Here is a 25,976-nt window from a genome sequence, read left to right on the forward strand (position 1 = left end):
AAAACATTTGTCGACTGAACCACCGTATTCGCGAGCAAGCCCGCTCCCACATTTGGATTGCGTACATCAGGTGGCTGTCCAAATAATTTCCAACTTCAATGGCTTTTTTCTCCTCACCAAAGGTCCACATCCTTCAAGCACCTTTGAATCCAGGAGTACCTCGTCCATGACCAGCCCCAAGGCACTGTTGATCCTCCACGGCAAGCAAGCTCTCAACGAGGACGTGCGTGCCGCCGTGCAGGCCCGGCGCGAGCGAGGCGGTGAACTGGCGGTGCGCGTCACATGGGAGGGCGGCGATGCCCAGCGGCTGGTCAACGAAGCGTTGGCCGCCGGCTACACCCACATCATTGCCGGTGGCGGCGACGGCACCTTGCGCGACGTGGCCGAGGCCATGGCCCTGGCCAAGACCGACGCCAGCCTGGTGTTGATGCCGTTGGGCACCGCCAACGATTTCGCCAAGGCCGCGGGGGTACCGCTGGAGCCCGGTCCGGCGCTGGCGCTGCTGGACGTGCCGGCTCGGGCCATCGACCTTGGCCGGGTCGGCGGGCAGATCTTCCTCAACATGGCCACTGGCGGCTTTGGCAGCCAGGTCACCGCCAATACCTCCGAAGACCTGAAGAAAATCCTCGGTGGCGCGGCGTATCTGTTCACCGGCCTGTCGCGCTTCAGCGAGTTGAAAGCCGCCTATGGCGAGCTGGAGGGCCCGGATTTCCACTGGAAGGGCGAGCTGCTCGCGCTGGGCATCGGCAATGGTCGCCAGGCGGGTGGCGGGCATGAGCTGTGCCCTGGCGCCATGGCGGATGACGGGTTGCTGGACGTCAGCATCCTGCCGGCGCCCCAGGAAGTGGTCGGTACGCTTCGCGAATTGATGAACAATGGCTTTGGCCTGGACACCATGTTCGTCCGCGCGCGGCTGCCCTGGGTGAATATCAAGGTTGCGCAGGGCCTGTACATCAACCTCGATGGTGAGCCGCTGGAAGGTGACGACCTGCACTTCGAAGTGTTGCCCAAGGCCTTGCGCGTGCACCTGCCAGTCGGTTCGCCGCTAGTCGTCCAGGCTGATGATCTGCTCGCGCACCGCGAATAGCACCAGGCCCGCCACGTCAAAGATCTGCAGGCGTTTCATGATCTGCGAGCGATGGGCTTCCACGGTCTTGATGCTCAAGCCCAGGCCGTGGGCGATTTCCCGCGTGGACTTGCCGCGCACGACCAGACGCAGGATCTCCAACTGCCGAGCCGTGAGGTTATGGCTTTGAGCCTTTGGTAGGGTCGGGCCCTGGCTGCGCACCAGCGCCTGGCTTATCACGGTGTGGGCGATCGCCGGGCTCAGGTAGCGTTCGTTATTGCACAACGCGAGCAGCGCGTGTTCCAGCTCGTTGGCGGTGGTGTCCTTGAGCAGGTAGCCATGGGCGCCGGACTCCAGCGCGCACATGATCAGTTCCGGCTCGGTGTGCATCGACAGGATCAGCACGCGGCTCTTGGGGTAGGCGCGCTTGAGTTGCTGCAAGGCGTCCAGGCCGCCAGTGTGCTTCATCGACAGGTCCAGCAGCACGATATCCGGCAGCAATGTGCTGAACTGCTCCAGCAATTGCGCACCATCGCTGGCTTCGCCGACCACCGTGTAGCCGGGAATGTCCTGGACCAGTGCGCGTACGCCGGCCCGGATCAGTGCATGGTCATCCACCAGAAGTAATGTGCAGCTCACTCGAAAACCTTAGGGGAACTGGCCCGTTCGAGGGCGCGGGGCGCCCAGGGGAAGAGTGCGTCGATCCGGGTCCCTTGGCCTGGCTGGCTGCTGACGGACAAGGTGCCGCCCAGTTGATCAACCCGCTCGGACATGCCGGCCATGCCCCGTTGGCCTTCCAGGCCCGGGTTGACGGCGGGCGAGAAGCCCTGGCCGTCATCGCAGATACTCAGCGACAGGCCCTCGGGCAAGCGTTGCAGGCGTACCAGCAGGTTGCGCGCCTGGGCGTGGCGCAGCATGTTGGTGACCGCTTCCTGGGTGATGCGAAAGGCCGCCACGGCCATTTCTTCCGGGATGCCGGTCAGTCGTTGCTGGCATTCCAGGCTCCAGCACACCGGTGTGTGTTCCAGGGTCTTGAGCAGGTGCGCACGCAGGCTGGCTTCCAGGCCCAGGCTGGCCAGCTGGCGTGGGTTGAGGATGGCGGAGACGTCGCGCACCTTGGCCAGGGTTTCATTCAAGGTGTCGCATAGCACCGTGCACTGGCTTTGCAGGTCTTCGGGCAGGCGCCGCTTGAGCCATTCGCTTTGCAGCTTGGCGGCGGTGAGCAGTTGGCCGATATCGTCATGCAGTTCGCGGCTGAGGCGGTGGCGTTCGTTTTCCTGCACCTGCAGTAAACGGTCGGCCAGCTCCTGGGGCTGGAACTTGATGGACGTGCGTGAACGCCATTGCCGCAGGCCGACCACTGACAGCGTGGCGAGGTTGAGCACAATCACCAGTAATGGCAGCGGCGCGGAGCGGGTATAGGCCCACAGGCTCAGCAACAGCGAGCCAAGGCACAGGGCGATGATCCAGCAGCGTGCGTTGCTGCAGGACGCGAACCTGGCGATGAAGGTCTTTAGGCTGGCATACATAGCGGATGGAGCCAATGAGGGTTCGCTGCGGGAAGACCGGTTACGGCGGTTGACCGGGCTTTGTTTGGAATACGTAGTTGGATCGTCTTCATGGCTATGAAGTTGAGTCACTTCGAGTCGAGCATAGTACCACCACTATTACCGTCGGTCGCCTGATGCTGTGTCTTGCAGAGTTATTAACCACGCAAATACCCCGGGCGGTATTCCCAGAGTTCTTGGAGTGGGGGGTTATATATTCAGGTTAGTGGCTAATTGATATCTTCCGCGGCTATTCCCACCAATAAACGAGTTGGCGTTGTCGTTATCCAGATAATGCCGGGTCAAACCCGACCGCAGCGTTCAAGATACGCGGTGCACAGGTTGCTCAGGTTTATAACTGAATTCTTTCTGCGGAATTTGCAGCGTGACCGTTGCAATCAACTTCGCTTGCTCGCTCTCGTCCATGCCCAGTTCGCCCGTGCGGGTATCGATCAGTTCCAATTGCCACGCCAGCAACGTCAGGCACGCGTGCAAGGCCTCCAGCGCCTGGTCATGCAACTGCATGGGGCAGGCGGCGTTGGCGATCAGGTATTGAATATGTCGGGAGAACTCGCTGATCGCCTGCAGGGCCAGGTTGTCGGCCTTCTCGGCCAGTTTGGCGAGGCTGGACTTCATGCAGTCGATGGCATCGCTGTCGTCGCGAATCAGGTGCAGGTGGCTCAAGCACTCTTCTGACTTTGCCAGCAGCGCTTGCGCTTCCAGCAAGAACTCGGGAAGCGTGGTCTGCCATTCATTTGCGCTGTTCATCATGCAAGTCTCCGCAACATAAGGTCGGGTGATGAGATGCCGCGTTGGGTGAATGGCTTAAAACTAGCGCTGAAATGAGACTGGAATCTGTAGGTTGCTTCTGACTTTTCAGTAGGACGTTTATGAGAGTGCAGGCGACGGCTGCGCGCGACCCTCATGAGTGGGGTCGATTGCGCACCTTCGATTGTTGACGTCCGGATGTCTGGAAGACCCGCGGGTCGAGGGCTTGGTATGGCAAACAAAAGCCTGACTCCATTCATGCATTGAGAATGGCGTCACATTAATGGCTATTAGATACTGCGAATATCAGGTTGGGCCTGATTGCGCATAGGGGAATCCCCTACATGGCGGAACTTAGCGTCTAATCGAATGTCGCGCAACGACGCTGTACCGCTCTGTGCAGAAGGCAATGCAGTAAACCATGATGTCAGTGTGACATCAATGTATTTACGTGGCATTTTACTCAGGGTCAAGGTCTGGCGCTCGCCGCCGATAACCAGCTTATGTGAACTGCACAACCCCTTAGCGCATCAGGAGCTTTCAATGGCCGGCATTCTCGACACGGTAGATCAACGCACGCAACTGGTGGGTGAGAATCGCCTGGAGATCCTCATGTTTCGCCTGGCCGGGCGCCAGTTGTTCGCGATCAACGTGTTCAAGGTGCAGGAAGTCCTGCAATTGCCCAAGCTGACCTTGATGCCCCAGCGCCACCCCTTCGTGTGCGGCGTGGTCAACCTGCGTGGCCAGACCCTGCCGGTGATCGACCTGTCCCAGGCCATCGGCATGCGCCCGCTGGTGCCGGGGCCCAACAGCACCATTATCGTCACCGAATACAACCGTTCCGTGCAGGCGTTCCTGGTGGGCGGCGTGGACCGCATCGTCAACATGAATTGGGAAGCCATCCTGCCGCCGCCGGCCAGCGCCGGGCGCCAGCACTACCTCACCGCCATCAGCAAGGTCGACGACCAACTGGTGGAAATCATTGACGTGGAAAAAGTCCTGGCCGAGATCGTGCCGTACAACGCCAAGGTTTCCCGTGAAAAACTCGACGACCCGGTACTGGAGCGCGCCCGTGGCCGCGAGGTGCTGCTGGTGGATGACTCCAACGTGGCCCTCTCGCAACTGCGCGACACTCTCGGCCAACTGGGCGTGAAGATGCACATCGCCAGCGACGGCCTCAAGGCCTTGAACATGCTCAAGGGCTGGGCCGACAGCGGCCAGGTGATGACCGACAAGCTGCTGATGATCTTCACCGATGCCGAAATGCCCGAAATGGACGGCTACCGTCTCACCACCGAGATCCGTAACGACCCACGCCTGCGCAAACTCTACGTGGTATTGCACACGTCGCTGTCGGGCAGCTTCAACGACTCGATGGTGAAAAAGGTCGGGTGCGACAACTTCCTGTCCAAATTCCAGCCCGACAAGCTGGTGGATGTGGTGCGTCAGCGTTTGATGCTGGACGAAGTGCCCGCTTTGTAGTGAGCGGGCTTGTCGAATCGTCGCACCGCCGCGCTGGGTGGCGAAGCCGCCCCAAACCAGGCGACTCAATTTTTTTGAAACACCGAGGCGTCTTCTTTTGGGGCGGCTTCGCCCCCCAGCGCGGGGCAAGCCCGCTCACTACGGGATATAGTGCGGGCTTTATTTGTTCAGGAATGCAGGCCCATGCTTCGTCTCAGCGCGTTGTACCGTTACCCCTTGAAGTCCGGCAAGGCCGAAAGACTGCAGCAGGCCGGCCTGGATAAGCTCGGGGTGGAAGGCGATCGACGCTGGATGCTGGTGGATGAAGCCAGCGGGCGTTTCCTCACCCAGCGTGCCGTGGCGAAGATGAGCCAATTGTCGGCGCTGTGGAACGGCAGCGGTGGCCTCACCCTGAGTTCGCCGGGGTGCGCGCCGCTGGACGTGGCGCTGCCCGGCAGCGACGCCGCGTTGCGTGGCGTAACCATCTGGCGCGACACCCTGCGCGTGCCGGATGCGGGCGATGAGGCCGCGGCCTGGGTCAGCGAGTTCATCGGCAAGCCGACGCGCCTGGTGCAACTGCCCCTGGAGCGCGCGCGGGCCACCGATGCCGGATACGGGCAGGACGATGACCAGGTAGGCTTTGCCGATGGCTACCCGTTACTGTTGATCGGCCAGGCTTCCCTGGACGATTTATGCGCGCGCATCGGTCGCCCGATGGAAATGCTGCGCTTTCGCCCCAACCTGGTGGTCGAAGGCGGCGACGCCTTTGCTGAAGACGGCTGGAAACGCCTGCGCATCGGTGATGTGGAGTTCCGAGTGGTCAAGCCGTGCTCGCGCTGCATCCTGACCACCATCGACCCGCAGACCGGCGAACGCAGCGCCGACCGCGAACCCTTCGCCACGCTGGAGACCTATCGCAAGACTGAGCAGGGGGCGATGTTCGGCCAGAACCTGGTCAACGATGGCAACGGGCGCCTGGAAATCGGCATGCCGGTGACGGTACTCGAATAGCCTGCCTGGTCATAAAAAATGTCCGTCTCTGGGGAGACGGGCATTTTTTTGACTGCCAGGAACCCTTAGCTGCGGTATTCGCACAGGTAGGCGGTGTCCACGGCGACCTTCAACTGGAACTTGCTGTTGGCCGGCACGTTGAACTGGCTGCCGGCGGCGAAGGTTTCCCACTCGGCATCAGGCAGCTTGACGACCAGCGCACCGGAGACCACGTGCATGATTTCACGTTGGTCGGTGCCGAATTCGTATTCGCCGGGGGCCATGACGCCGATGGTCGCCGGACCTTCTGCGGTGCCGAAAGCGATCGACTTGACGGTGCCGTCGAAGTACTCGTTGACTTTAAACATGGGCGATTCCTCGGAAAAGGGTCTGGAAAGGTCGGCCAGTATGCCCAAGGGCAGGGGAGCTGCCTAGACCGGCAAAATCAGCGGCAGCAGGCGTGCGGTGTTGCGCGCATCTTCCAGCGCCCGGTGTTGCTGGCCATGAAACTGCATCCCCGCCAACTGCAGGGCGCCGTTAAGCCCCAGAGGCTTGTCCAGGCGCCGGGCCTTGGCGAAGCGTTGCTTGAGGTTCACATGGGGCGTATCGGCGAGCGCGCTGGCCAGGCCATGGCGCTGCCACTCCAGTTCCAGTTGGCGGCGGTCGTAATCGCCCCAACTGGCCCAGCCTTCCAGGCGCGGCCGGTGCTGGCCCAGCCAGCGTTCGAACAGCGGCCACACCTCGGTGATCGACGCGGCGCCATCGATGTTCGCCTGGGTGATGTGCGTCAGTTGCCGACAGAAGGGCGTCAGCAGCGGCCGGCGCAGCGGTCGCACAAAGCGCTGGAAATGATCCAGCTCGCGCCCCTGGCGGTTGACCAGGCTCGCGCCGATCTCGATGACTTCCATCTCCGTCACGGGCCAGCCGCCTTCATCCGTTGTGGCTTCAAGGTCAATAATCAGCCAATGAGGCATCGCGCAGGTTCCCGTACTCTTCCCTTTCTGTTGGGGGTAGAGCGTAGCCCGGCCCTGTAGTTCCGCCAAGCGCTTGCTTGGTTGGCCGGCACGGCCTAAATTGCCGGCCAACATGACCGTAGAAGCAAGGAGAGAGGCATGGATGAGCACAATGCCCTGCGGGTGATGCGCACCCTGGTGGACGGCGGCCAATTGACCGACCCCGACAGCGCCCGGGGCAAGCTGCTGCAAACCGCGGCCCACCTGTTTCGCAACAAGGGTTTCGAGCGTACCACCGTGCGTGACCTGGCCAGCGCCGTGGGCATCCAGTCCGGCAGCATTTTTCATCACTTCAAGAGCAAGGACGAGATCCTGCGCGCAGTGATGGAAGAAACCATCCGCTACAACACCGCGATGATGCGCGCTTGCCTTGAAGAGGCCACAGACGTGCGCGAACGTGTGCTGGCGCTGATCCGTTGCGAATTGCAGTCGATCATGGGCGGCAGCGGCGAGGCCATGGCGGTGCTGGTGTACGAATGGCGCTCACTGTCGACGCAAGGCCAGGCCCAGGTGCTGGCCCTGCGCGACGAGTACGAAGACATTTGGCTGCAAGTGCTGGGGGAGGCCAAGGCGGCAGGTTATATACGCGGCGATGTGGTCATTACCCGGTGCTTTCTCACCGGCGCGCTGTCCTGGACCACCACCTGGTACCGCGCCGAGGGTAGCCTGACCCTCGAGCAATTGGCGCAGGAAGCCCTGCTGATGGTGCTCAAAGCCTCCCCTGACGCAAGCTATTAATTTGCCGGTAGAAAGTTGTCTCGCCAGACAAAAACGCCTAGCTTATCGCCATTAGCCTTTTGAACGGTGTGTGCCTTGATGTTTTCGCCACGGCGGCTGGCCGCAGGACTTACCTTTTGGGCATTGGGCAGCGCTTGGTGCATACCCGCCTCGGCTGCGCAGCTGGTAAGGATCGGCGCGGCGCATTTTCCTCCTTATACCGTGCGTCCGGAGCAGGGCGCCGACACAGGCCTGCTGCCGCAACTGATCGTGGCGCTGAACGCCTTGCAAAGCGATTATCAATTTGTGTTGGTACCCACCTCTATCCCGCGGCGCTTTCGCGATTTCGAGCAGGGCCGGGTCGACATGGCCATCTTCGAGAACCCTGACTGGGGTTGGCAGGAGATTCCCCACACTGCCGTCGACCTGGGGCTGGAGGACGCGGAGATTTTCGTCGCCCAGCGTGAGCCCGGTCGCGGCCAGGCCTATTTCGCTGACCTCAAAGGCAAACGGCTGGCCGTATTCAGCGGTTATCACTACGCCTTCGCCCATTTCAACCCTGACCCCAAGTACATGGTCGAGCACTTCAACGCCACGTTGACTTATTCCCACGACAGCAACCTGCTGATGGTCGCGCGCGGGCGTGCCGATATCGCCTTGGTGACCCGTTCGTACCTGAGTGACTTCCTGGTGCGCAATGCGGATATGGCCGGGCAGTTCCTGGTGTCGGAGCGCATCGACCAGGTGTATCACCACTACGCACTGCTGCGCCCGAAAGCGCCGATCACGGGCGAAGCGTTTTCCGCACTGCTCAAGCGCCTGCGGGACAATGGCCAGATGCTGAAGATTTTCGAGCCCTATCGCATCGATGTCATGCCGGCGCCCTGACAGGCACCCTGCAGATCCAAATGTGGGAGCGGGCTTGCTCGCGAATGCGGCATGTCAGTCAAAACACCTGTGACTGAATCACCGCTTTCGCGAGCAAGCCCGCTCCCACATTTGTTCACACGCGGCGCGCAAACGTATCGCTGTGAGTGCCCGACACCTTGCGGCAGTGCACCAGCGCATCCCGGATCATGAAGTTCACCAACGTTGGCGACACTCCCAATTCCTTGGCGATGTCCTTTTGCGGCACGCCGTGCAAACGGTACATCTCGAACGCATAGCGGGTGCGCTGGGGCAGCTCCGTCAGGGCGTCGGCGATGTTTTCCAGGGTGCTGAAATTGATGTGCGAGGTTTCCGGTGAAGCGCCATGGATAACCACATTCAAGCCTTCCTCTTCGGTCCCTGAGTATTTGAGCTCCAGGGCCTGCTTGCGGTAGTGATCGATCGCCAGGTTGCGCACGATCTGGAACAGGTAACTGAGCTGGGCCTTGAATGACGACGTGATCGTCGGCGCCGACTGCAGCCGGAAGTAGGCGTCCTGCACTACGTCTTCGGCACGGGAGCGGCACCCGGTAATGCGTGCCGCAATCTTCACCAGGATCAGACGATTGTCGACGAATGCCTGGAGAAGCGGTGAGTCGCACCTGCCTGTGGATACTTGTTCCGTCATGGAATTCACCTTGTAGCAAAAGAGGTTAGGGGAGGGCGTCCTTGCTGAAGCCTCCTACACATCGGGCAACAAATTATGCTTAATGATAATTATTGTCAAATGAGAAGGCGAACTAATCTTATGCTTTCTTGTTAGGTGTGAACCACGTCTCGCACGTACCCGGCGACTAATTATTTGCCGCTGCCGTCCGTTCTTCTGGGTGACAGGCCGCTAGTAAAACGGCCAAGGATCAGCACCCGCAGGAGGACGAAATGGGTTTCTATCGTGCATACAGCGTGTTTCAGTTTGGAGTCGTCGCCGGATGAGTACGCCGACTCGACTGCGCCTGTTCTGCCTGCCCTATTCGGGCGCCAGCGCCATGGTTTACGCGCGTTGGCGGCGAGTGCTGCCGGAGTGGCTGCAGGTATGCCCGCTGGAATTGCCCGGCCGTGGCATGCGCATGGATGAGCCGTTGCAGCGCGATATCAAGGCCTTGGCCGCGCAACTGGCAGACGAAATCAGCCGCGACTTGAGCGGCCCCTATGCCCTGTTCGGCCACAGCCTGGGCGGCCTGCTCGCGTTCGAACTGGCCCACGCGCTGGGTGCGCGCAAGGTGCCTGCGCCGCTGGCGCTGTTTGCCTCCGGCACGGCCGGGCCGGCGCGTCGCGATGTCAGTGAATACGCCATCGAAAAGACCGACGAACAACTGATCGCCCGCCTGCGCGAACTGCAAGGCACCACCGAAGAAGCCCTGGCCAACCCTGAGTTGATGCAATTGATGCTGCCGATCCTGCGCGCCGATTTCCTCTTGTGCGGCAGCTTCACCTATGGCGAGCGCGCGCCGCTGGACGTGCCGATCCACGTGTTCGGCGGCAAACAGGACAGCGTGCGCGCCGACCAGTTGCTCGACTGGCAGCTCGAGGCGGCCAGTGACTTTTCGCTGGACATGTTCGACGGCCATCACTTCTTCCTCGTGCAACACGAAAGCGCCGTGCTGCGTTGCGTGCGGCGCTACGCCGACGAACACCTGGCCCGCTGGCGCAACGGCGCCGCACGGCAACTGGCCGCCGGCTGAAAGCCCGCTCAATTCCCGAATTTCCCGCAAGCCGATTTCAGGCAGGAACCCCATGATGGACGCCTTCGAACTTCCCCTCACGCTGGTCCAGTCCCTTCAGCGCCGCGCCGCGCAGACCCCGGACCAGGTGGCCCTGCGCTTCCTGGCCGAGTCCGCCGAACAGAGCGTGGTGCTCAGTTACCGCGACCTGGACCAACGCGCCCGCGGCATCGCCGCCGCCTTGCAGGCCAATGCGAGCCAGGGCGACCGTGCGGTGTTGCTGTTCCCCAGCGGCCCGGATTACGTCGCGGCGTTCTTTGGCTGCCTCTACGCTGGCGTCATTGCGGTGCCGGCCTACCCGCCGGAGTCGACCCGCCGTCATCACCAGGAGCGTCTGCTGTCGATCATCAGCGATGCCGAGCCGCGCCTGTTGCTGACCATCGCCAGCCTTGCCGACGGCCTGGCGCAGATCGAAGGCGCGCCGCCCATAATGAGCGTCGATCATCTGGAAAACGCTGGCGATTGGATCGCTCCCGACCTGCACCCCAACGACATTGCCTTCCTGCAATACACCTCCGGCTCGACCGCGTTGCCCAAGGGTGTGCAGGTCAGCCACGGCAACCTGGTGGCCAACGAAGTACTGATCCGTCGCGGCTTCGGCATCGACCTCAACCCGGATGACGTGATCGTCAGCTGGCTGCCGCTATACCACGACATGGGCCTGATCGGCGGCCTGCTGCAGCCGATTTTCAGCGGCGTGCCCTGCGTGCTGATGTCGCCGGCCTACTTTCTCGGCCGGCCGTTACGCTGGCTCGAAGCGATCAGCGAATACGGCGGCACCATCAGCGGCGGCCCGGATTTCGCTTATCGCCTGTGCAGCGAGCGGGTCAGCGAATCGGCCCTGGAGCGCCTCGACTTGAGCCACTGGCGCGTGGCGTATTCCGGCTCCGAACCGATCCGCCTCGACACCCTGGAACGCTTCGCCGAGAAGTTCGCTGCCTGCGGGTTTACTCCGGACAATTTCTTCGCCTCCTATGGCCTGGCCGAGGCGACCCTGTTTGTCGCCGGTGGCAAACGTGGCCACGGCATCCCGGCGCTGCGTGTCGATGAACAGGCGCTGGCCGCCAACCGCGCCGAGCCTGGGCAGGGCAATGCGATCATGAGCTGCGGTACCAGCCAGCCCGAACACGCCGTACTGATCGCCGACCCACACACCCTGAGCGAACTGGCCGACAACCGCGTGGGCGAACTCTGGGCCAGCGGGCCGAGCATCGCCCATGGCTACTGGCGCAACCCCGAAGCCACGGCCAGGACCTTCGTGCAGCACGCCGGGCGTACCTGGCTGCGCACCGGCGACCTGGGCTTTATCCGCGACGGCGAGGTGTACATCACTGGTCGCCTGAAAGACCTGCTGATCGTGCGCGGCCACAACCTCTACCCGCAGGACATCGAGCAGACCATCGAGCGCGAAGTGGAGGTGGTGCGCAAGGGCCGGGTTGCAGCGTTTGCCGTGAATGACCAGGGCCTGGAAGGCATCGGCATTGCCGCTGAAATCAGCCGCAGCGTGCAGAAAATCCTGCCGCCCGAAGCGCTGGTCAAGGCGATCCGCCAGGCCGTCGCCGAGGCGTATCAGCAAGCGCCGAGCGTGGTGGTATTGCTCAACCCCGGTGCCTTGCCGAAAACTTCCAGCGGCAAGGTGCAACGTGCGGCGTGCGCGCTTCGCCACAAGGATGGCAGCCTCGACAGCTATGCGCAGTTCCCCGGCCTGCAAACGCCGGCGAGCCATGGGGGGCCGGAATCCGAGCTGCAAGACCGCATCGCCGCGATCTGGTGCGAGCAACTGCAAGTCGCCTCCGTCGCCGCCGATGACCACTTCTTCCTGCTCGGCGGCAACTCCATCACCGCCACCCAGGTGGTCGCGCGCCTGCGTGAAACCCTGGGCCTGGAGCTGAACCTGCGCCTGCTGTTCGAAGCTCCAACCCTGCAAGACTTTGCCGCCGGCGTTGCGCAGTTGCAGCAGGATGGCGGCGTTGCCCAAGGTGTTATCCATTCCCTGTCGCGTCACGATGAGCTGGCCCAATCCCTGGCGCAGAACCGCCTGTGGATCACCTGGCAACTGGACCCGCACAGCAGCGCCTATACCATCCCCGGTGCCCTGCGCCTGCGCGGCGAGCTGGATGAAGACGCCGTGCGCGCAAGCTTCGAGCAATTGATCCAGCGCCACGAAGCCCTGCGCACCCGCTTTTACGAGAGAGACGGCCAGGCCTTCCAGCGCATCGACGCCAAAACCGCTTTCAAGCTGCACGTCATCGACCTCAGCGACCTGCCTGCGGCCGAGCGCGAAGCGCGCGCGCAGCAGATCCGCGAAGACGAAGCCCGCACCCGGTTCGACCTGGAAAAAGGCCCGCTGCTTCGGGTAACCCTGGTACGCCTGGACGATGAAGATCACCAACTGCTGGTGACGCTGCACCACATCATCGCCGATGGCTGGTCGCTGAATATCCTCATGGACGAGTTCTCACGCCTGTACGCCGCCTTTGCCCAAGGCCAGACCCTGGCGTTGCCATCCTTGGCCCTGCACTACGCCGACTACGGCAGCTGGCAGCGCCAATGGCTGGCCGCAGGCGAAGGCCAGCGCCAGTTGGCGTACTGGAAAGCGCAACTGGGCCAGGAGCATCCCGCCCTGAACCTGGCCACCGACCACCCGCGCGCGGCGCAACAGCACCGCAGCGCTTCGCGGCACACCGTGCGCTTGGATGCGGGCCTCAGCCACGCCATTCGCCATACCGCCCAGGCCAGCGAGTCCACCCCGTTCATGCTGTTGCTGGCGGCCTATCAGGTGCTGCTCTACCGTTACAGCGGCCAGCGCGATATCCGCATTGGCGTGCCCAGCGCCAACCGCCCGCGCCTGGAAACCCAAGGCCTGGTCGGCTTCTTCATCAACACGCAGGTCATGCGCGCCGAGCTGGACGGGCGCTTGCCGTTCAACACGCTGTTGGCCGCCACCCGCGACACGGCGTTGGGCGCCCAGGCGCATCAGGACCTGCCGTTCGAACAGCTGCTGGAAGCGTTCCCCCAGGCCCGCGAACAAGGCCTGTTCCAAGTCATGTTCAATCATCAGCAACGCGACCTCAGCGCCTTGCGCCGCCTGCCGGGGCTGCTCGCCGACGAGCTGCCATGGCACAGTCGCGAGGCCAAGTTCGACCTGCAACTGCACAGCGAAGAGGACCGCAACGGGCGCCTGAGCCTGTCGTTCGACTACGCCGACGAACTGTTCGACGCCGCCACCCTCCAGCGCATGGCCACGCACTACATCAACCTGCTGCAGGCGATCTGCGCACAACCGCAACAGGCCATCGGCGAACTCGCGCTGATGCAGCACGACGAACAGCAACCGTGGAGCCAGGCACCTTGCGCGCCTGCGCAACGGTGGCTGCCTGAGCTGCTCAATCAGCACACCACGGACAGCACCGCACTGGTCTGGCAGGACGGCCACCTGAGCTTTGCCCAACTGCACACCCAGGCCAATCGCCTGGCCCATTACCTGCGCGACAAAGGCGTCGGCCCGGACGTGTGCGTGGCCATCGCCGCCGAGCGCTCGCCGCAACTGCTGATCGGCCTGCTGGCAATCATCAAGGCCGGTGGCGCCTACGTGCCACTCGACCCGGATTACCCCGCCGAGCGCCTGGCCTACATGCTCAAGGACAGCGGCGTGCATTTGCTGCTGACCCAGACCGCGTTGCTGGAACAACTGCCCAGTGCCAACGGCGTGTGCGTGATTGCGATGGACAGCCTGCACCTGGACAGTTGGCCCACCCAGCCACCCGGCCTGCGCCTGCACGGCGATAACCTGGCCTATGTGATCTACACCTCCGGTTCCACCGGCCAGCCCAAGGGCGTGGGCAATACCCATGCCGCCCTGGCCGAGCGCTTGCAGTGGATGCAGGCCACCTATCAATTGAATGAAACCGACGTGCTGCTGCAAAAGGCGCCGATCAGTTTCGACGTGTCGGTGTGGGAATGCTTCTGGCCGCTGATCACCGGTTGCCGCCTGGTGCTGGCCGGCCCTGGCGAGCACCGTGACCCGCACCGTATCGCACAGTTGGTGCAGCAACACGGGGTGACCACGTTGCACTTCGTGCCGCCGCTGCTGCAATTGTTTGTCGACGAACCCCTGGCGGCCGAATGCACCAGCCTGCGTCGTTTGTTCTCCGGCGGTGAAGCCTTGCCCGCCGAACTGCGCAACCGCGTCTTGGCGCAGTTGCCGGCGGTGCAGTTGCATAACCGCTATGGCCCGACCGAAACCGCGATCAACGTGACCCACTGGCACTGCCGCGCCGAAGACGGCGAACGCTCGCCGATTGGCCGCCCGCTGGGCAATGTGATCTGCCGTGTGCTGGATGAACAGCTCAACCCCGTGCCGTTGGGCGTGCCGGGTGAACTGTGCATCGGCGGCATCGGCCTGGCCCGGGGTTACCTTGGCCGTGCCGGGCTGACGGCCGAGCGGTTTGTCGCCGACCACGCGGGGGCGCGCCTGTACCGTACCGGTGACCGCGCGCGCTGGAGCGCCGACGGGGTGCTCGAGTACCTCGGCCGTCTCGACCAGCAGGTCAAGCTGCGCGGTTTCCGGGTGGAACCGCAAGAAATCGAAGCGCGCCTGCTGGCCCTGGACGGCATCGGCCAAGCCGTAGTGCTGGTGCGCGACGGGCAATTGATCGGCTACTTCACCGCCCATGGCGAACTTGATGAACAGCAGGTCAAAACCACCCTGGCCGCCGAGCTGCCGGAGTACATGGTGCCCGCGCTGTTGATGCGCCTGGACAGCATGCCCCTGAGCCCCAGCGGCAAGCTGGATCGTCGCGCGCTGCCGGAACCGGTGTGGCAAACCCGCGAACATGTCGAACCCGAGACCCCTTTGCAGCAGCAGATCGCCGCGATCTGGCGCGAAGTGCTGGGCCTGCCGCGCGTTGGCCTGCATGATGACTTCTTCGCGCTGGGCGGCCACTCGTTGCTGGCCACGCAGATCATCTCCCGCACCCGCCAGGCCTGCGACGTCGAGCTGCCGTTGCGCACCTTGTTCGAAGCCAGTGAGTTGGGCGCTTTTGCTGAGCAAGTCGGCCTGATCCAGGCCTCGGGCCAACGCAACCAGCAGACCGCCATCGCCAAGGTCGACCGCAGCCAACCGGTGCCACTATCGTATTCCCAGCAACGCATGTGGTTCCTGTGGCAGATGGAACCGGACAGCCCGGCCTACAACGTCGGCGGCATGGCGCGCCTGCGTGGCGTGCTGGATGTGGGGCGTTTCGAGGCGGCGCTGCAGGCGTTGATCATGCGTCACGAAACCCTGCGCACCACTTTCCCGAGCGTCGACGGCGTAGCCTGTCAAAAGGTCTCGCCGCAAACGGGCCTGCGCATGGACTGGCAGGACGTCTCAAGCCTTGGCGAATCCGAGCGCCAACTGCGTCTGCAACAACTGGCCGATCAAGAAGCGCACACGCCGTTCAACCTGGAAACCGGGCCCTTGCTGCGTGCGTGCCTGGTCAAGGCCGGCGAGCAGGAACACTACCTGGTGCTGACCCTGCACCACATCGTCACCGAAGGCTGGGCCATGGACATCTTTGCCCGTGAACTCAGCGCCCTGTACGAAGCCTTTATCGATGAGCGCTTGTCACCGCTGGCGCCGTTGCCGGTGCAATACCTCGACTACAGCGTGTGGCAGCGTCAGTGGCTGGAGTCCGGCGAACGCCAGCGTCAGCTGGACTACTGGACCGCGCAACTGGGCAACGAACATCCGCTGTTGGAACTGCCCGGCGACCGGCCACGGCCGCCTGTGCAAAGCCACCGGGGCGAGCTGTACCGCTTCGATCTGAGCGCTGACCTGGCCGCCCGCGTGCGCGCCTTCAACGCCGAGCGCGGCTTGACCCTGTTCATGACCATGACCGCCACCCTGGCCGTGTTGCTCTATCGCTACAGCGGCCAGAACGACCTGCGCATCGGTGCGCCCGTGGCCAACCGCATTCGCCCGGAAAGCGAAGGGCTGATCGGTGCTTTCCTCAATACTCAAGTGCTGCGTTGCCAGCTCGATGGGCAGATGACTGTCGCGCAGTTGTTCGAGCAGGTGCGCCACACCGTGATCGAGGGCCAGTCCCATCAGGACCTGCCGTTTGATCACCTGGTGGAAGCCCTGCAACCACCGCGCAGCGCGGCCTACAACCCGCTGTTCCAGGTGATGTGCAACGTGCAGCGCTGGGAATTCCAGCAAAGCCGCCAACTGGCCGGCATGACCGTGGAGTACTTGGCGAACGACGCGCGCGCGACCAAGTTCGACCTCAACCTGGAAGTCACCGACCTCGACCATCGCCTGGGTTGCTGCCTGACCTACAGCACCGACTTGTTCGACGAACCGCGCATCGCACGCATGGCCGAGCATTGGCGCAACCTGCTGGAGGCGTTGATCACTGATCCGCAGCAGCGCCTCAGCGAACTGCCGTTGCTCAGCGCCACCGAGCAACGCGCAGTGCAGGACAGCCTGGGCATCGAAGCGGGCGAACGCCGTCTCGACCAGTGTCTTCATCCGCTGTTCAGCCAGCAGGCGGCAGCCCGTGGCGATGCGCCCGCGCTGACCTTTGCCGGCGTAACCCTCAGCTACCGTGAACTCGACGCCCGCGCCAACCGCCTGGCCTGGATGCTGCGCGAACGCGGCGTCGGCCCGCAGGTGCGCGTCGGCCTGGCGCTGCCGCGTTCCCTGGAAATGGTCGTCGGCCTGCTGGCGATTCTCAAGGCCGGTGGCGCCTATGTGCCGCTGGACCCGGAATACCCGCTGGACCGTCTGCACTACATGATCGAAGACAGCGGCATTGGCCTGCTGCTCAGCGACGCGGCCATGTTCCAGGCCCTCGGCGAATTGCCGGCGGGCGTGGCGTGCTGGTGCCTTGAGGATGATGTGCCGCGGCTTGCCGACTACCCGAGCGATGAGCTGCCGTTTATCAGCCTGGCGCACCATCAGGCGTACTTGATCTACACCTCCGGTTCCACCGGCAAACCCAAAGGCGTAGTGGTGTGCCACGGTGAAATCGCCATGCATTGCCAGGCCGTGATCGAGCGCTTTGGCATGCGCCCGGACGACTGCGAACTGCACTTTTACTCGATCAACTTCGACGCCGCCACCGAACGGCTGCTGGTGCCGCTGCTCAGCGGTGCGCACGTGGTATTGCGTGCCCAGGGCCAGTGGGATGCGCAAGAAATCTGCGCGCTGATCCGCACCCATCGCGTCAACATTCTGGGCTTTACGCCCAGCTACGGCAGCCAGTTGGCGCAGTGGCTGGCGACCCGGCAGCAGACCTTGCCGGTGCGCATGTGCATCACCGGCGGCGAAGCGCTCACCGGCGAGCACTTGCAGCGCATCCGCGCGGCGTTCCAGCCTCAAATGTTCTTCAACGCCTACGGCCCGACCGAAACCGTGGTGATGCCGCTGGCCAGCCTTGCGCCCGAGCAGTTGGAGGAGGGCGCCGGCAGCGTACCGATCGGCAGCATTATAGGTGACCGTGTGGCCTATATTCTCGACGCCGACCTGGCGTTGTTGCCGCAGGGGGCGAGCGGCGAGTTGTATGTCGGCGGCGCCGGCCTGGCCCAGGGTTATCACCAGCGCCCCGGCATGACCGCCGAGCGTTTTGTCGCCGACCCGTTTGCCCGCAATGGCGCACGGCTGTACCGCACCGGCGACCTGGTGCGCCAGCGCGCCGATGGTCTGGTGGAATACCTGGGGCGCATCGACCATCAGGTGAAGATTCGCGGTTTCCGTATTGAGCTGGGCGAAATCGAAACCCGCCTGCTGGAGCACCAAGCCGTGCGCGAAGCGGTGGTGCTGGCGCTGGATGCGCCGAGTGGCAAACAGCTGGTGGCGTACCTGGTCAGCGACGCCGACCACGGCACGCTGCGTGATGCGCTGAAGACGCATCTCAAGGCACATCTGCCGGACTATATGGTGCCCGCGCACCTGATCGTACTGGACAGCATGCCGCTGACCGCCAACGGCAAACTCGACCGCCGCGCCTTGCCGCAACCGGATCCCGAGGCCAACCGCCAAGCCTATGTGGCGCCGCGCAACTCGCTGGAAAGCACCCTGGCCGCCATCTGGTGCGCCGTGTTGAACGTGCAGCAAGTCGGCCTGGACGATAACTTCTTTGAGCTGGGCGGCGACTCGATCCTGTCGATCCAGGTGGTCAGCCGTGCGCGGCAGGCGGGCATACACTTCAGCCCGCGTGACCTGTTCCAGCACCAGACCGTGCAGACCCTGGCCGCCGTTGCCACGCGCACCGAGCAGGTCACGGCGGAGCAGGGCGTGCTGACCGGTAGCTCGGGCCTCACACCGATCCAGCATTGGTTCTTCGACACGCCGATTCCACAGCGTCAGCACTGGAACCAGGCGTTGGTCCTCAAGCCGCTGCAACTGCTGCAGCCCCATCGCCTGGAACAAGCGCTGCTGGCCGTGCTGGAACACCACGACGCCCTGCGCCTGAGCTTCTGCCCGCGCGACGCGCAGTGGCACGCCGAACATCTGGCGGTGCCCCAAGGCGGGGTGCTGCTGCAGGCGCAAGTGCGCGACATGGCGGACTGCACCGCTTTATTCACCGACACCCAGCGCAGCCTCGACTTGCAGCACGGTCCGCTGCTGCGCGCCTTGCTGGTGGACGGTCCCGAGGGCCAGCAACGCCTGCTGATCGCGATCCATCACCTGGTGGTGGATGGCGTGTCGTGGCGCGTGTTGCTGGAAGACGTGCAAACGGTCTACCGCCAACTCAGCGACGGCCAGCCCGTCAGCTTGCCGGCCAAGACCAGCGCCCTGCGTGACTGGGCCGCGCGTTTGCAAGCCTATGCCGGCAGCGAGTCGCTGCGCGAAGAGTTGAGCCTCTGGCAGGCGCAACTGGCCGGGCCCGACACGGCATTGCCGGTGGCCCGCGCGCAAGGCTCGCTGCGCCACCGCGATGCCGACAGCGTCAGCGTACGCCTGGATGCCGAACACACCCGCCAGTTGCTGCAACAGGCGCCAAGCGCCTATCGCACCCAGGTCAACGACCTGCTGCTGACCGCCTTGGCGCGCGTGCTGTGCCGCTGGAGCGGCCACGCCTCGGCGCTGGTCCAACTGGAAGGCCACGGCCGCGAAAGCCTGTTCGATGACATCGACCTGACCCGCAGCGTCGGCTGGTTCACCAGTGCCTATCCGCTGCGCCTGACCCCGCAAGCGACCCAGGGCGACTCGATCAAGGCGATCAAGGAACAACTGCGCGGCGTGCCGCATAAAGGTTTGGGTTACGGCGTGCTGTGCTACCTGGCGGATGATGCCTGCAAACAGAGCATGGCCGCACTGCCGAGCGCGCCGATCACCTTCAACTACCTGGGCCAGTTCGATCAGAGCTTTGGCGCCGATGCGCTGTTCCATCCGCTGGATGAATCCGCAGGCCTGGCCCATGACCCGGACGCGCCGCTGCCCAACGAACTGAGCGTCGACAGCCAGGTGTACGGCGGTGAACTGGTGCTGCGCTGGACCTTCAGCTGCGAGCGATTTGATCCGCACACGATCCGCGAATTGGCCGATGCGTACCTGGCTGAACTGCAAAGCCTGACTCTGCACTGCATCCGGGACGACGCCGGCGGCCTCACGCCGTCCGACTTCCCGCTGGCGCGCCTGACCCAGTCGCAGCTCGACAGCCTGCCGGTACCGGCCACTGCCATCGAAGACGTCTACCCGCTGACCCCGATGCAGGAAGGCCTGCTGCTGCACACCCTGTTGGAGCCGGGCACTGGTCTCTACTACATGCAGGATCGCTACCGCATCAACAGCGCCCTGGACCCCGAGCGTTTCGCCCAGGCCTGGCAGGCGGTGATCGCCCGCCACGAAGCCCTGCGTGCGTCGTTCTGCTGGAACGTCGGCGAAGACATGCTGCAAGTCATCCATAAACCCGGCAGCACGCCGATCGAATACCTGGACTGGAGCAACGACCCGCAAGCCGAACAGGAACCACGCCTGCAAGCCCTGCTCAAGCAGGAGCGCGAAGCCGGTTTCGATCTGCTCAACCAGGCGCCGTTCCATCTGCGCCTGATCCGCGTCGCCGAGGCCCGCTACTGGTTCATGATGAGCAACCACCACATCCTCATCGATGCCTGGTGCCGTTCGTTGCTGATGAATGATTTCTTCGACCTCTACACGGCCCTCGGCGAAGGCCGCGACGCGCAACTGGCCGCGCCACCGCGCTACCGCGACTACATTGCCTGGCTGCAACGCCAGGACCTGAATGAGGCGCGCCAGTGGTGGCAACAGAACCTGCAAGGCTTCGAGCGCACCACGCCGATTCCGAGCGACCGGCCGTTCCTGCGCGAACATGCGGGCCACAGCGGCGGCATGGTGGTGGGTGACTGCTACACCCGTCTCGATGCCCGCGACGGTGCGCAACTGCGCGAGCTGGCCCAGGCCCATCAGTTGACCATCAACACCTTTGCCCAGGCGGCATGGGCCCTGGTGTTGCGGCGTTTGAGCGGCGAGCGCGACGTGGTGTTCGGCGTTACCGTCGCCGGCCGCCCGGTGGACATGCCCGAGATGCAACGCACCGTCGGCCTGTTCATCAACAGCATCGCGCTGCGGGTCAAACTGCCCGAGGACGATCAGCGCTGCAGCGTGCGCCAGTGGCTGAGCGGCTTGCTCGACAGCAATATGCAGCTGCGCGAGTACGAATACCTGCCGCTGGTGACGATCCAGGAACACAGCGAACTGCCCAAGGGCCAGCCGTTGTTCGACAGCCTGTTCGTGTTCGAAAACGCCCCGGTGGAAGTCTCGGTGCTGGACCGTGCGCAGAGCCTGAATGCCACCTCGGATTCCGGGCGTACTCACACCAACTTCCCGCTGACCGCCGTGTGCTATCCAGGCGATGACCTCGGATTGCACCTCTCCTATGACCAGCGCTACTTCGACGAAACCACCGTGCAAGGCATGCTGGGCGAGTTCAAGCGCTTGCTGCTGGCGCTGGTGCAGGGTTTCCATGGCGACATGGCCGACCTGCCGCTGATGGGCGAACAGGAGCGCGAATTCCTGCTCAACGGCTGCAATCAGAGCGAACATGACTACCCGCTGGAACGCAGCTATGTCGAACTGTTCGAAGCCCAGGTGGCCGCGCATCCGCAGCGCATCGTCGCCAGTTGCCTGGACCAGCAATGGAGCTATGACGCGCTGAACCGGCGCGGTAACGGCCTGGGCCACGCGCTGATCGCGGCGGGCGTAGGCCTGGATCAACCAGTGGCGTTGCTGGCTGAGCGTAACCTCGACCTGCTGGGCATGATCATCGGCAGCTTCAAGGCCGGTGCCGGTTACCTGCCGCTGGACCCAGGCCTGCCAAGCCAGCGTTTGCGCAGCATCATCGAGCTGAGCCGCACGCCCTTGCTGGTGTGCACCGAGGCATGCCGCGAGCAGGCGATCGAGCTGCTGGAAGGCTTCGACTGCCAACTGCTGGTGTGGGAAGAAGTGCCCGCACGCGGAGAAAACCCCGGCATTTACAGTGGCCCGGACAACCTCGCCTATGTGATCTACACCTCGGGTTCCACCGGCCTGCCCAAGGGCGTGATGGTGGAGCAGCGCGGCATGCTCAATAACCAGCTGAGCAAGGTGCCGTACCTGGCCTTGAGCGACGCGGATGTGATCGCGCAGACCGCTTCACAGAGCTTCGATATTTCCGTGTGGCAGTTCCTCGCCGCGCCGCTGTTCGGCGCACGGGTGGACATCTTGCCGAACACCATTGCGCATGATCCCCAAGGCCTGCTGGAACATGTGCAGGCCCAAGGCATCACCCTGCTGGAAAGCGTGCCTTCGCTGATCCAGGGCATGTTGGCCCAGGAGCGTATTGGCCTGGACGGCCTGCGCTGGTTGCTGCCGACCGGTGAAGCCATGCCGCCGGAGCTGGCGCGCCAGTGGTTGCAACGTTATCCGCAGATTGGGCTGGTGAACGCTTACGGCCCGGCGGAGTGTTCCGATGACGTGGCGTTCTTCCGCGTCGACCTGGCCTCGACGCGTGGCACGTACCTGCCGATTGGCACGCCGACCGACAACAACCGTTTGTATCTGCTCGATGGTGCTTTGGAGTTGGTGCCCCAGGGCGCGGTGGGCGAGTTGTGCGTCGCCGGTACGGGTGTCGGTCGCGGCTACGTCAGCGACCCGCTGCGTACCGCCCCGGTGTTTGTGCCCAACCCGTTTGGCGCACCGGGCGAGCGCCTCTACCGCACCGGTGACCTCGCACGGCGACGCAGCGACGGCGTGCTGGAGTACGTCGGGCGTATCGACCACCAGGTGAAAATTCGCGGCTACCGCATCGAACTCGGCGAAATCGAAGCGCGCCTGCACGAACAACCGGAAGTGCGCGATGGGGCAGTCGGCGTGCAGGAAGGCGTCAACGGCAAGCACCTGGTCGGCTATCTGGTGGCGGTGGATGAAACGCTCAACCCAAGCGAACGCCTGGACCGCATCAAGCAACGCCTGCGCGCCGAACTGCCGGAATACATGGTGCCGCTGCACTGGCTCTGGCTCGACCGCCTGCCGCTCAACGCCAACGGCAAACTCGACCGCAAGGCCCTGCCGGCCCTGGAGATCGGCCACCTTCACAGCCAGGACTACCTGGCGCCGCGCAATGAACTGGAAACCACCTTGGCCGCGATCTGGGCCGAGGTGCTCAAGGTCGAGCGGGTAGGGGTGCAGGACAACTTCTTCGAACTGGGCGGGCACTCGCTGCTGGCCACGCAGATTGCCTCGCGGGTGCAGAAAACCTTGCAGCGGGATGTGCCGCTAAGGGCGATGTTCGAGTGCAGTACGGTGGCGGAATTGGCTGAGTATATTGAGGGGTTGGCGGGGAATGAGATCAGTGCCGGGACGGTGGATCGGTTGAGTGATTTGATGGCGGAGTTGGAGGGGCTTTGAGCGGGCCGTTTGTCAGAACTGTTAATTCTGACAGTAGGCGAGCGGATGCCAAAAGAGCTCACTGAAGGGAGACCCTTGGCTTCAGATCGAGCCAAGGGGAACAGCCCCTGGAACAAGGAGTTCTTACCATGGCTAAGAAAATCCCGGCGTCGAACGCAGCCTCTAACGTTATCAGAGCGCAAAAGCCCAAGCGGCCAAAACCCAAAGCTGTTGAAGTAAACAGTCCGTTAGTTTCCAGTGAGCAGAACGGAACGGTTGCGACCTCTCGCATGGTGGGTTCATACCTGACATTTGACTCAAGAATGGACAAGGATGAACCCATTATCGCCAGCTTCCGCACGAAGGAAACACCCGGGTTGGAGTTCGAGGATATTGTGTATTCAGGCGGTGAGTCTGGCGCCGAGGAAACTGAAATTCCTCTGCCTTACATGACGGCGGCAATGGGGAAAACGCTCGTCATTTCGAATACCGGGAAAGTGCAAGGGCAGGTAGCCGCTTCTTTGAAGAAAGAAGTGTTGATCGAGTTTTACCAAGCAAACGAAAGTAAAAAGTACGCACCTTATTTTCTCCACGAAAAAATCTATCAAAGCTCACCTGTCATTGACATGCGCGATTTCAAAGGGGACGGTCTCGTCAAGACGGAGATTCCTTATCTTGCCCAAGTAAATGATAGATTTTACTGCACCCTTGTTACTCGGCAATTTAGTCGAAATCCCGTTTTTTACCCAGTGGCTGACGGATATGCGTTAACAGCTGAGGATATAGCTTCGGGCGAACTCACTCACGCTGTCAGACGTGCTTGGCTGGCGCGACAAATACCGCTATATGAGTCAATAACCCTGCAGTGTGCCTACATCACGAGTGGCGAAGCTGCCCAACCTCCAGCTGATGTTACTAATCCTGATGAAGAGACGCGTCTTCCGAGAAATGCCCTTCAAATTCCATATCGCCGCACTGCTGCTTTCATTGGCGATCAAGGCCTTGATCTGCCTCCCCCGGATTTGCGACAGTCTGCGTTTTTCAACGGTAAGTGGTGGCTTAACCCTGAAAACGCCAAAGAGGGTGGGGATGTACACGTCCCCACCTTGGACACCTATGCAGACGACCGCATCTGTTTCTATCTAAGCGGACCTGGCCAAGCGTCTAAGCCACTCGGCTGCATCACCATTGAAAATGATCGAGATCCGGCAACCATCAAGTTATCGCCCTGTGATATTGCTTGTTTCTTCAACAATGAGATGACGCTGACCTATACCGTTCAATTCCCTAACGGTATCCAACCACAACAATCACCTGAGCAAGTGATTAATGTGTCGCTGCCCCAATTTCCTAACTCTGAGATCGAACAGGCAACGGGCAGTACCCTTTGTCTCAATACATTCTTTGAGGATGCGACTGCTTTTGTGCCTGACTGGGATTATGCCGAGTGCTCGGAATGTTGCTGGATGTGGATCACGGGTGAGCGTGAAGACGGCAGTGCTATCCGTATTGATATTTTGGTAGATGCCCCTGTTAAGGATGCCAGAAAAACTAATGGAGTCGCTGCCTCGATACCAAGGGTCCAGCTGCAAAAGCTGGCCGATTGCAGCGAATTTGAGTTGCATTTTGCGGTGAGTTTTTGTGGCAAGTGTGAGCGGGAGAATGCCCACGAATTCCCTGTTCAGACTTTCAACATCGAACAGGAGCCTTTAGCACTGATTGAGCCCGTAGTGAGAGAGGCGGTGGCTGACCAATTGACCGCTTACAACGGGCGCAATGGCGTACATGTTGAAGTGAAATACGCTGGCAGTAATCCCAAGCACTCCATCATTATCTGCTGGAAGAGACCGAATGGTTCTTGCTGGTTGGTGGCCTCCCAACCTGGTAGCACGACGGGCACGGTGATCTGGTTGTTGCCGCCGGAAGCCGTGATCGAGAGCATGGGGACAGCGGTGGAGATCACTTACACCGTCACCACCGCCTGCAAGGTGCAGACCTCACCGCCTCTGAACTTGAAAATCAGCCTGCCGGTGCGCCTGCAAACGCCAAACGTATTGGAGGCAACGCCGCCCAATACGCAAAACGCCGTTTTGGACCTGAGAACGTTCACCGGGAATGCCAATTCCCTCGAAGATCCAATGTGGTTTTCGCGCGCAGGGCAGAAGTGCTGGTTACGGGCGGATGGAACGGATAAAAACGGCAATCCCTACTCGTTCAGTGTTTACTCGGCCAGAGCCATTACGGCGGCAGAGGAGACTGCGGGGGTGGCTGGGCCTGTCCTGCGGTCCGAGTTGGTTAAACTGATGGACGCTACTCCTCTGACGTTGACTTTCAGTTTATCAACCGACGGTAGTTCTAATGTGAACGTGGTATGCCCATCGCGGGTGCTGGTAGTCAAAACCATCCCGCTGTATGACTTTACCCCGTTCACGGGAGGGGACTGGAATGGCTGGCAGCCTGGTCCCGCCGCCTACCGTCCGGTGGACCTGCTTATGACGAACCTTGGAGGAAACTGGGTATTGGTTCACGACGCAGCCGACACAAGAACTGGCGAGCTGGTGAAGAAACGCTACGACGGTTTGGCTGTTGGCCAAAGCTATGAGTTCAGCATTAAGGTTCAGAATCGCAATGGTTACCCTCCGGTACCGACACTTTCCCTGCAGGCTACCGACGGTACTACGGTGCTTAATATCACCGCGCCTACGCACTTCCCAGGATGGGGATGGGTTGAGTTAAAAGGATCGTTTCAAGCTACCGCAACAACCATGTGGCTGAGTGTCCGCACCTATCAGTCGGTACCTGCCGGCGGTGATGGGGATGATTACAACCTTGACGAATTTCGCGTGCGTTCACTTTAGTATCACCCAAAACGAGTGATGATCTCGGCGAGAT

Annotated in this window: 14 protein-coding genes; 8 read left to right on the forward strand and 6 right to left on the reverse strand. The window is 62.3% G+C overall.

All coding sequences use genetic code 11. The features are described 5' to 3' along the window. Nucleotides 1-166: 166 nt before the first annotated feature. Entirely contained in the window at nucleotides 167-1,087 is a 921-nt protein-coding gene (gene yegS, locus H0Z09_RS24800) for a lipid kinase YegS (RefSeq protein WP_186694225.1), read from the forward strand. On the opposite strand, the gene H0Z09_RS24805 is transcribed toward yegS, so the two are convergent. The 3 genes from H0Z09_RS24805 to H0Z09_RS24815 all read right to left on the reverse strand — a co-directional run bounded on the left by H0Z09_RS24805 (nucleotide 1,046) and on the right by H0Z09_RS24815 (nucleotide 3,384). Beyond that, a complete protein-coding gene (locus H0Z09_RS24805; RefSeq protein WP_186694227.1) occupies nucleotides 1,046-1,705 on the reverse strand; it encodes a response regulator in 660 nt (219 codons plus the stop codon). The two genes, yegS and H0Z09_RS24805, sit on opposite strands and share 42 nt — an antisense overlap. Beyond that, complete coding sequence (locus H0Z09_RS24810) at nucleotides 1,702-2,595, reverse strand: sensor histidine kinase (protein ID WP_186694230.1); 894 nt, start codon at nucleotides 2,593-2,595, stop codon at nucleotides 1,702-1,704. Before H0Z09_RS24810 ends, H0Z09_RS24805 begins: the two co-directional genes overlap by 4 nt. Nucleotides 2,596-2,934: 339 nt before the next feature. After that, on the reverse strand, nucleotides 2,935-3,384 hold the full coding sequence (locus H0Z09_RS24815) for a hypothetical protein (RefSeq protein WP_186694232.1): 450 nt from the start codon (nucleotides 3,382-3,384) through the stop codon (nucleotides 2,935-2,937). Between the two features lie 540 nt (nucleotides 3,385-3,924). Here H0Z09_RS24815 and H0Z09_RS24820 point away from each other — a divergent pair. Next, on the forward strand, nucleotides 3,925-4,863 hold the full coding sequence (locus H0Z09_RS24820) for a chemotaxis protein CheV (RefSeq protein WP_186694234.1): 939 nt from the start codon (nucleotides 3,925-3,927) through the stop codon (nucleotides 4,861-4,863). A 183-nt stretch (nucleotides 4,864-5,046) separates the two neighbouring features. Next, nucleotides 5,047-5,853 (forward strand): MOSC domain-containing protein, encoded by an 807-nt coding sequence (locus H0Z09_RS24825; RefSeq protein ID WP_186694236.1) that lies wholly within the window; start codon nucleotides 5,047-5,049, stop codon nucleotides 5,851-5,853. Between the two features lie 65 nt (nucleotides 5,854-5,918). Here the strand turns inward: H0Z09_RS24825 and H0Z09_RS24830 are convergent, their stop codons facing one another. Both H0Z09_RS24830 and H0Z09_RS24835 read right to left on the reverse strand, forming a co-directional pair. Next, nucleotides 5,919-6,200 (reverse strand): pyrimidine/purine nucleoside phosphorylase, encoded by a 282-nt coding sequence (locus H0Z09_RS24830; RefSeq protein WP_076953015.1) that lies wholly within the window; start codon nucleotides 6,198-6,200, stop codon nucleotides 5,919-5,921. Between the two features lie 63 nt (nucleotides 6,201-6,263). After that, nucleotides 6,264-6,806: an exonuclease domain-containing protein gene (locus H0Z09_RS24835; RefSeq protein WP_186694238.1), complete on the reverse strand. Its 543-nt coding sequence runs from the start codon at nucleotides 6,804-6,806 to the stop codon at nucleotides 6,264-6,266. A 138-nt stretch (nucleotides 6,807-6,944) separates the two neighbouring features. On the opposite strand from H0Z09_RS24835, the gene H0Z09_RS24840 reads away from it, so the two are divergent. Beyond that, complete coding sequence (locus H0Z09_RS24840) at nucleotides 6,945-7,583, forward strand: TetR/AcrR family transcriptional regulator (RefSeq protein ID WP_186694240.1); 639 nt, start codon at nucleotides 6,945-6,947, stop codon at nucleotides 7,581-7,583. Nucleotides 7,584-7,661: 78 nt separating this feature from the next. Further along, nucleotides 7,662-8,450, forward strand: a complete 789-nt coding sequence (locus H0Z09_RS24845) for a transporter substrate-binding domain-containing protein (RefSeq protein WP_186694242.1) — start codon at nucleotides 7,662-7,664, stop codon at nucleotides 8,448-8,450. A 115-nt stretch (nucleotides 8,451-8,565) separates the two neighbouring features. On the opposite strand, the gene H0Z09_RS24850 is transcribed toward H0Z09_RS24845, so the two are convergent. Beyond that, nucleotides 8,566-9,117, reverse strand: a complete 552-nt coding sequence (locus H0Z09_RS24850) for an RNA polymerase factor sigma-70 (RefSeq protein ID WP_076953019.1) — start codon at nucleotides 9,115-9,117, stop codon at nucleotides 8,566-8,568. Between the two features lie 301 nt (nucleotides 9,118-9,418). On the opposite strand from H0Z09_RS24850, the gene H0Z09_RS24855 reads away from it, so the two are divergent. The 3 genes from H0Z09_RS24855 to H0Z09_RS24865 all read left to right on the forward strand — a co-directional run bounded on the left by H0Z09_RS24855 (nucleotide 9,419) and on the right by H0Z09_RS24865 (nucleotide 25,942). Next, nucleotides 9,419-10,171 (forward strand): alpha/beta fold hydrolase, encoded by a 753-nt coding sequence (locus H0Z09_RS24855; protein ID WP_186694244.1) that lies wholly within the window; start codon nucleotides 9,419-9,421, stop codon nucleotides 10,169-10,171. A 52-nt stretch (nucleotides 10,172-10,223) separates the two neighbouring features. Continuing rightward, the gene (locus H0Z09_RS24860; protein ID WP_186694246.1) at nucleotides 10,224-23,105 is read left to right on the forward strand and encodes a non-ribosomal peptide synthetase; all 12,882 of its coding nucleotides are present in this window, start codon (nucleotides 10,224-10,226) and stop codon (nucleotides 23,103-23,105) included. 128 nt (nucleotides 23,106-23,233) lie between these two features. Then, nucleotides 23,234-25,942 carry a hypothetical protein gene (locus H0Z09_RS24865; RefSeq protein ID WP_186694248.1) on the forward strand — a complete coding sequence of 903 codons (2,709 nt, stop codon included), beginning with the start codon at nucleotides 23,234-23,236 and terminating at the stop codon, nucleotides 25,940-25,942. The last annotated feature ends 34 nt before the right edge of the window (nucleotides 25,943-25,976 follow it).

This window comes from Pseudomonas sp. SWRI18 (assembly GCF_014268345.1).
Lineage (GTDB): Bacteria > Pseudomonadota > Gammaproteobacteria > Pseudomonadales > Pseudomonadaceae > Aquipseudomonas > Aquipseudomonas cedrina.

What these genes read in the sequence shown, in the direction of transcription:
- yegS (WP_186694225.1), top strand. Translation starts at nt 167, where the DNA reads ATGACCAGCCCCAAGGCACTGTTGATCCTCCACGGCAAGCAAGCTCTC.
- H0Z09_RS24850 (WP_076953019.1), bottom strand. Translation starts at nt 9,117, where the DNA reads ATGACGGAACAAGTATCCACAGGCAGGTGCGACTCACCGCTTCTCCAG.
- H0Z09_RS24835 (WP_186694238.1), bottom strand. Translation starts at nt 6,806, where the DNA reads ATGCCTCATTGGCTGATTATTGACCTTGAAGCCACAACGGATGAAGGC.
- H0Z09_RS24860 (WP_186694246.1), top strand. Translation starts at nt 10,224, where the DNA reads ATGATGGACGCCTTCGAACTTCCCCTCACGCTGGTCCAGTCCCTTCAG.
- H0Z09_RS24855 (WP_186694244.1), top strand. Translation starts at nt 9,419, where the DNA reads ATGAGTACGCCGACTCGACTGCGCCTGTTCTGCCTGCCCTATTCGGGC.
- H0Z09_RS24865 (WP_186694248.1), top strand. Translation starts at nt 23,234, where the DNA reads ATGGCTAAGAAAATCCCGGCGTCGAACGCAGCCTCTAACGTTATCAGA.
- H0Z09_RS24845 (WP_186694242.1), top strand. Translation starts at nt 7,662, where the DNA reads ATGTTTTCGCCACGGCGGCTGGCCGCAGGACTTACCTTTTGGGCATTG.
- H0Z09_RS24820 (WP_186694234.1), top strand. Translation starts at nt 3,925, where the DNA reads ATGGCCGGCATTCTCGACACGGTAGATCAACGCACGCAACTGGTGGGT.
- H0Z09_RS24830 (WP_076953015.1), bottom strand. Translation starts at nt 6,200, where the DNA reads ATGTTTAAAGTCAACGAGTACTTCGACGGCACCGTCAAGTCGATCGCT.
- H0Z09_RS24840 (WP_186694240.1), top strand. Translation starts at nt 6,945, where the DNA reads ATGGATGAGCACAATGCCCTGCGGGTGATGCGCACCCTGGTGGACGGC.
- H0Z09_RS24825 (WP_186694236.1), top strand. Translation starts at nt 5,047, where the DNA reads ATGCTTCGTCTCAGCGCGTTGTACCGTTACCCCTTGAAGTCCGGCAAG.
- H0Z09_RS24810 (WP_186694230.1), bottom strand. Translation starts at nt 2,595, where the DNA reads ATGTATGCCAGCCTAAAGACCTTCATCGCCAGGTTCGCGTCCTGCAGC.
- H0Z09_RS24815 (WP_186694232.1), bottom strand. Translation starts at nt 3,384, where the DNA reads ATGATGAACAGCGCAAATGAATGGCAGACCACGCTTCCCGAGTTCTTG.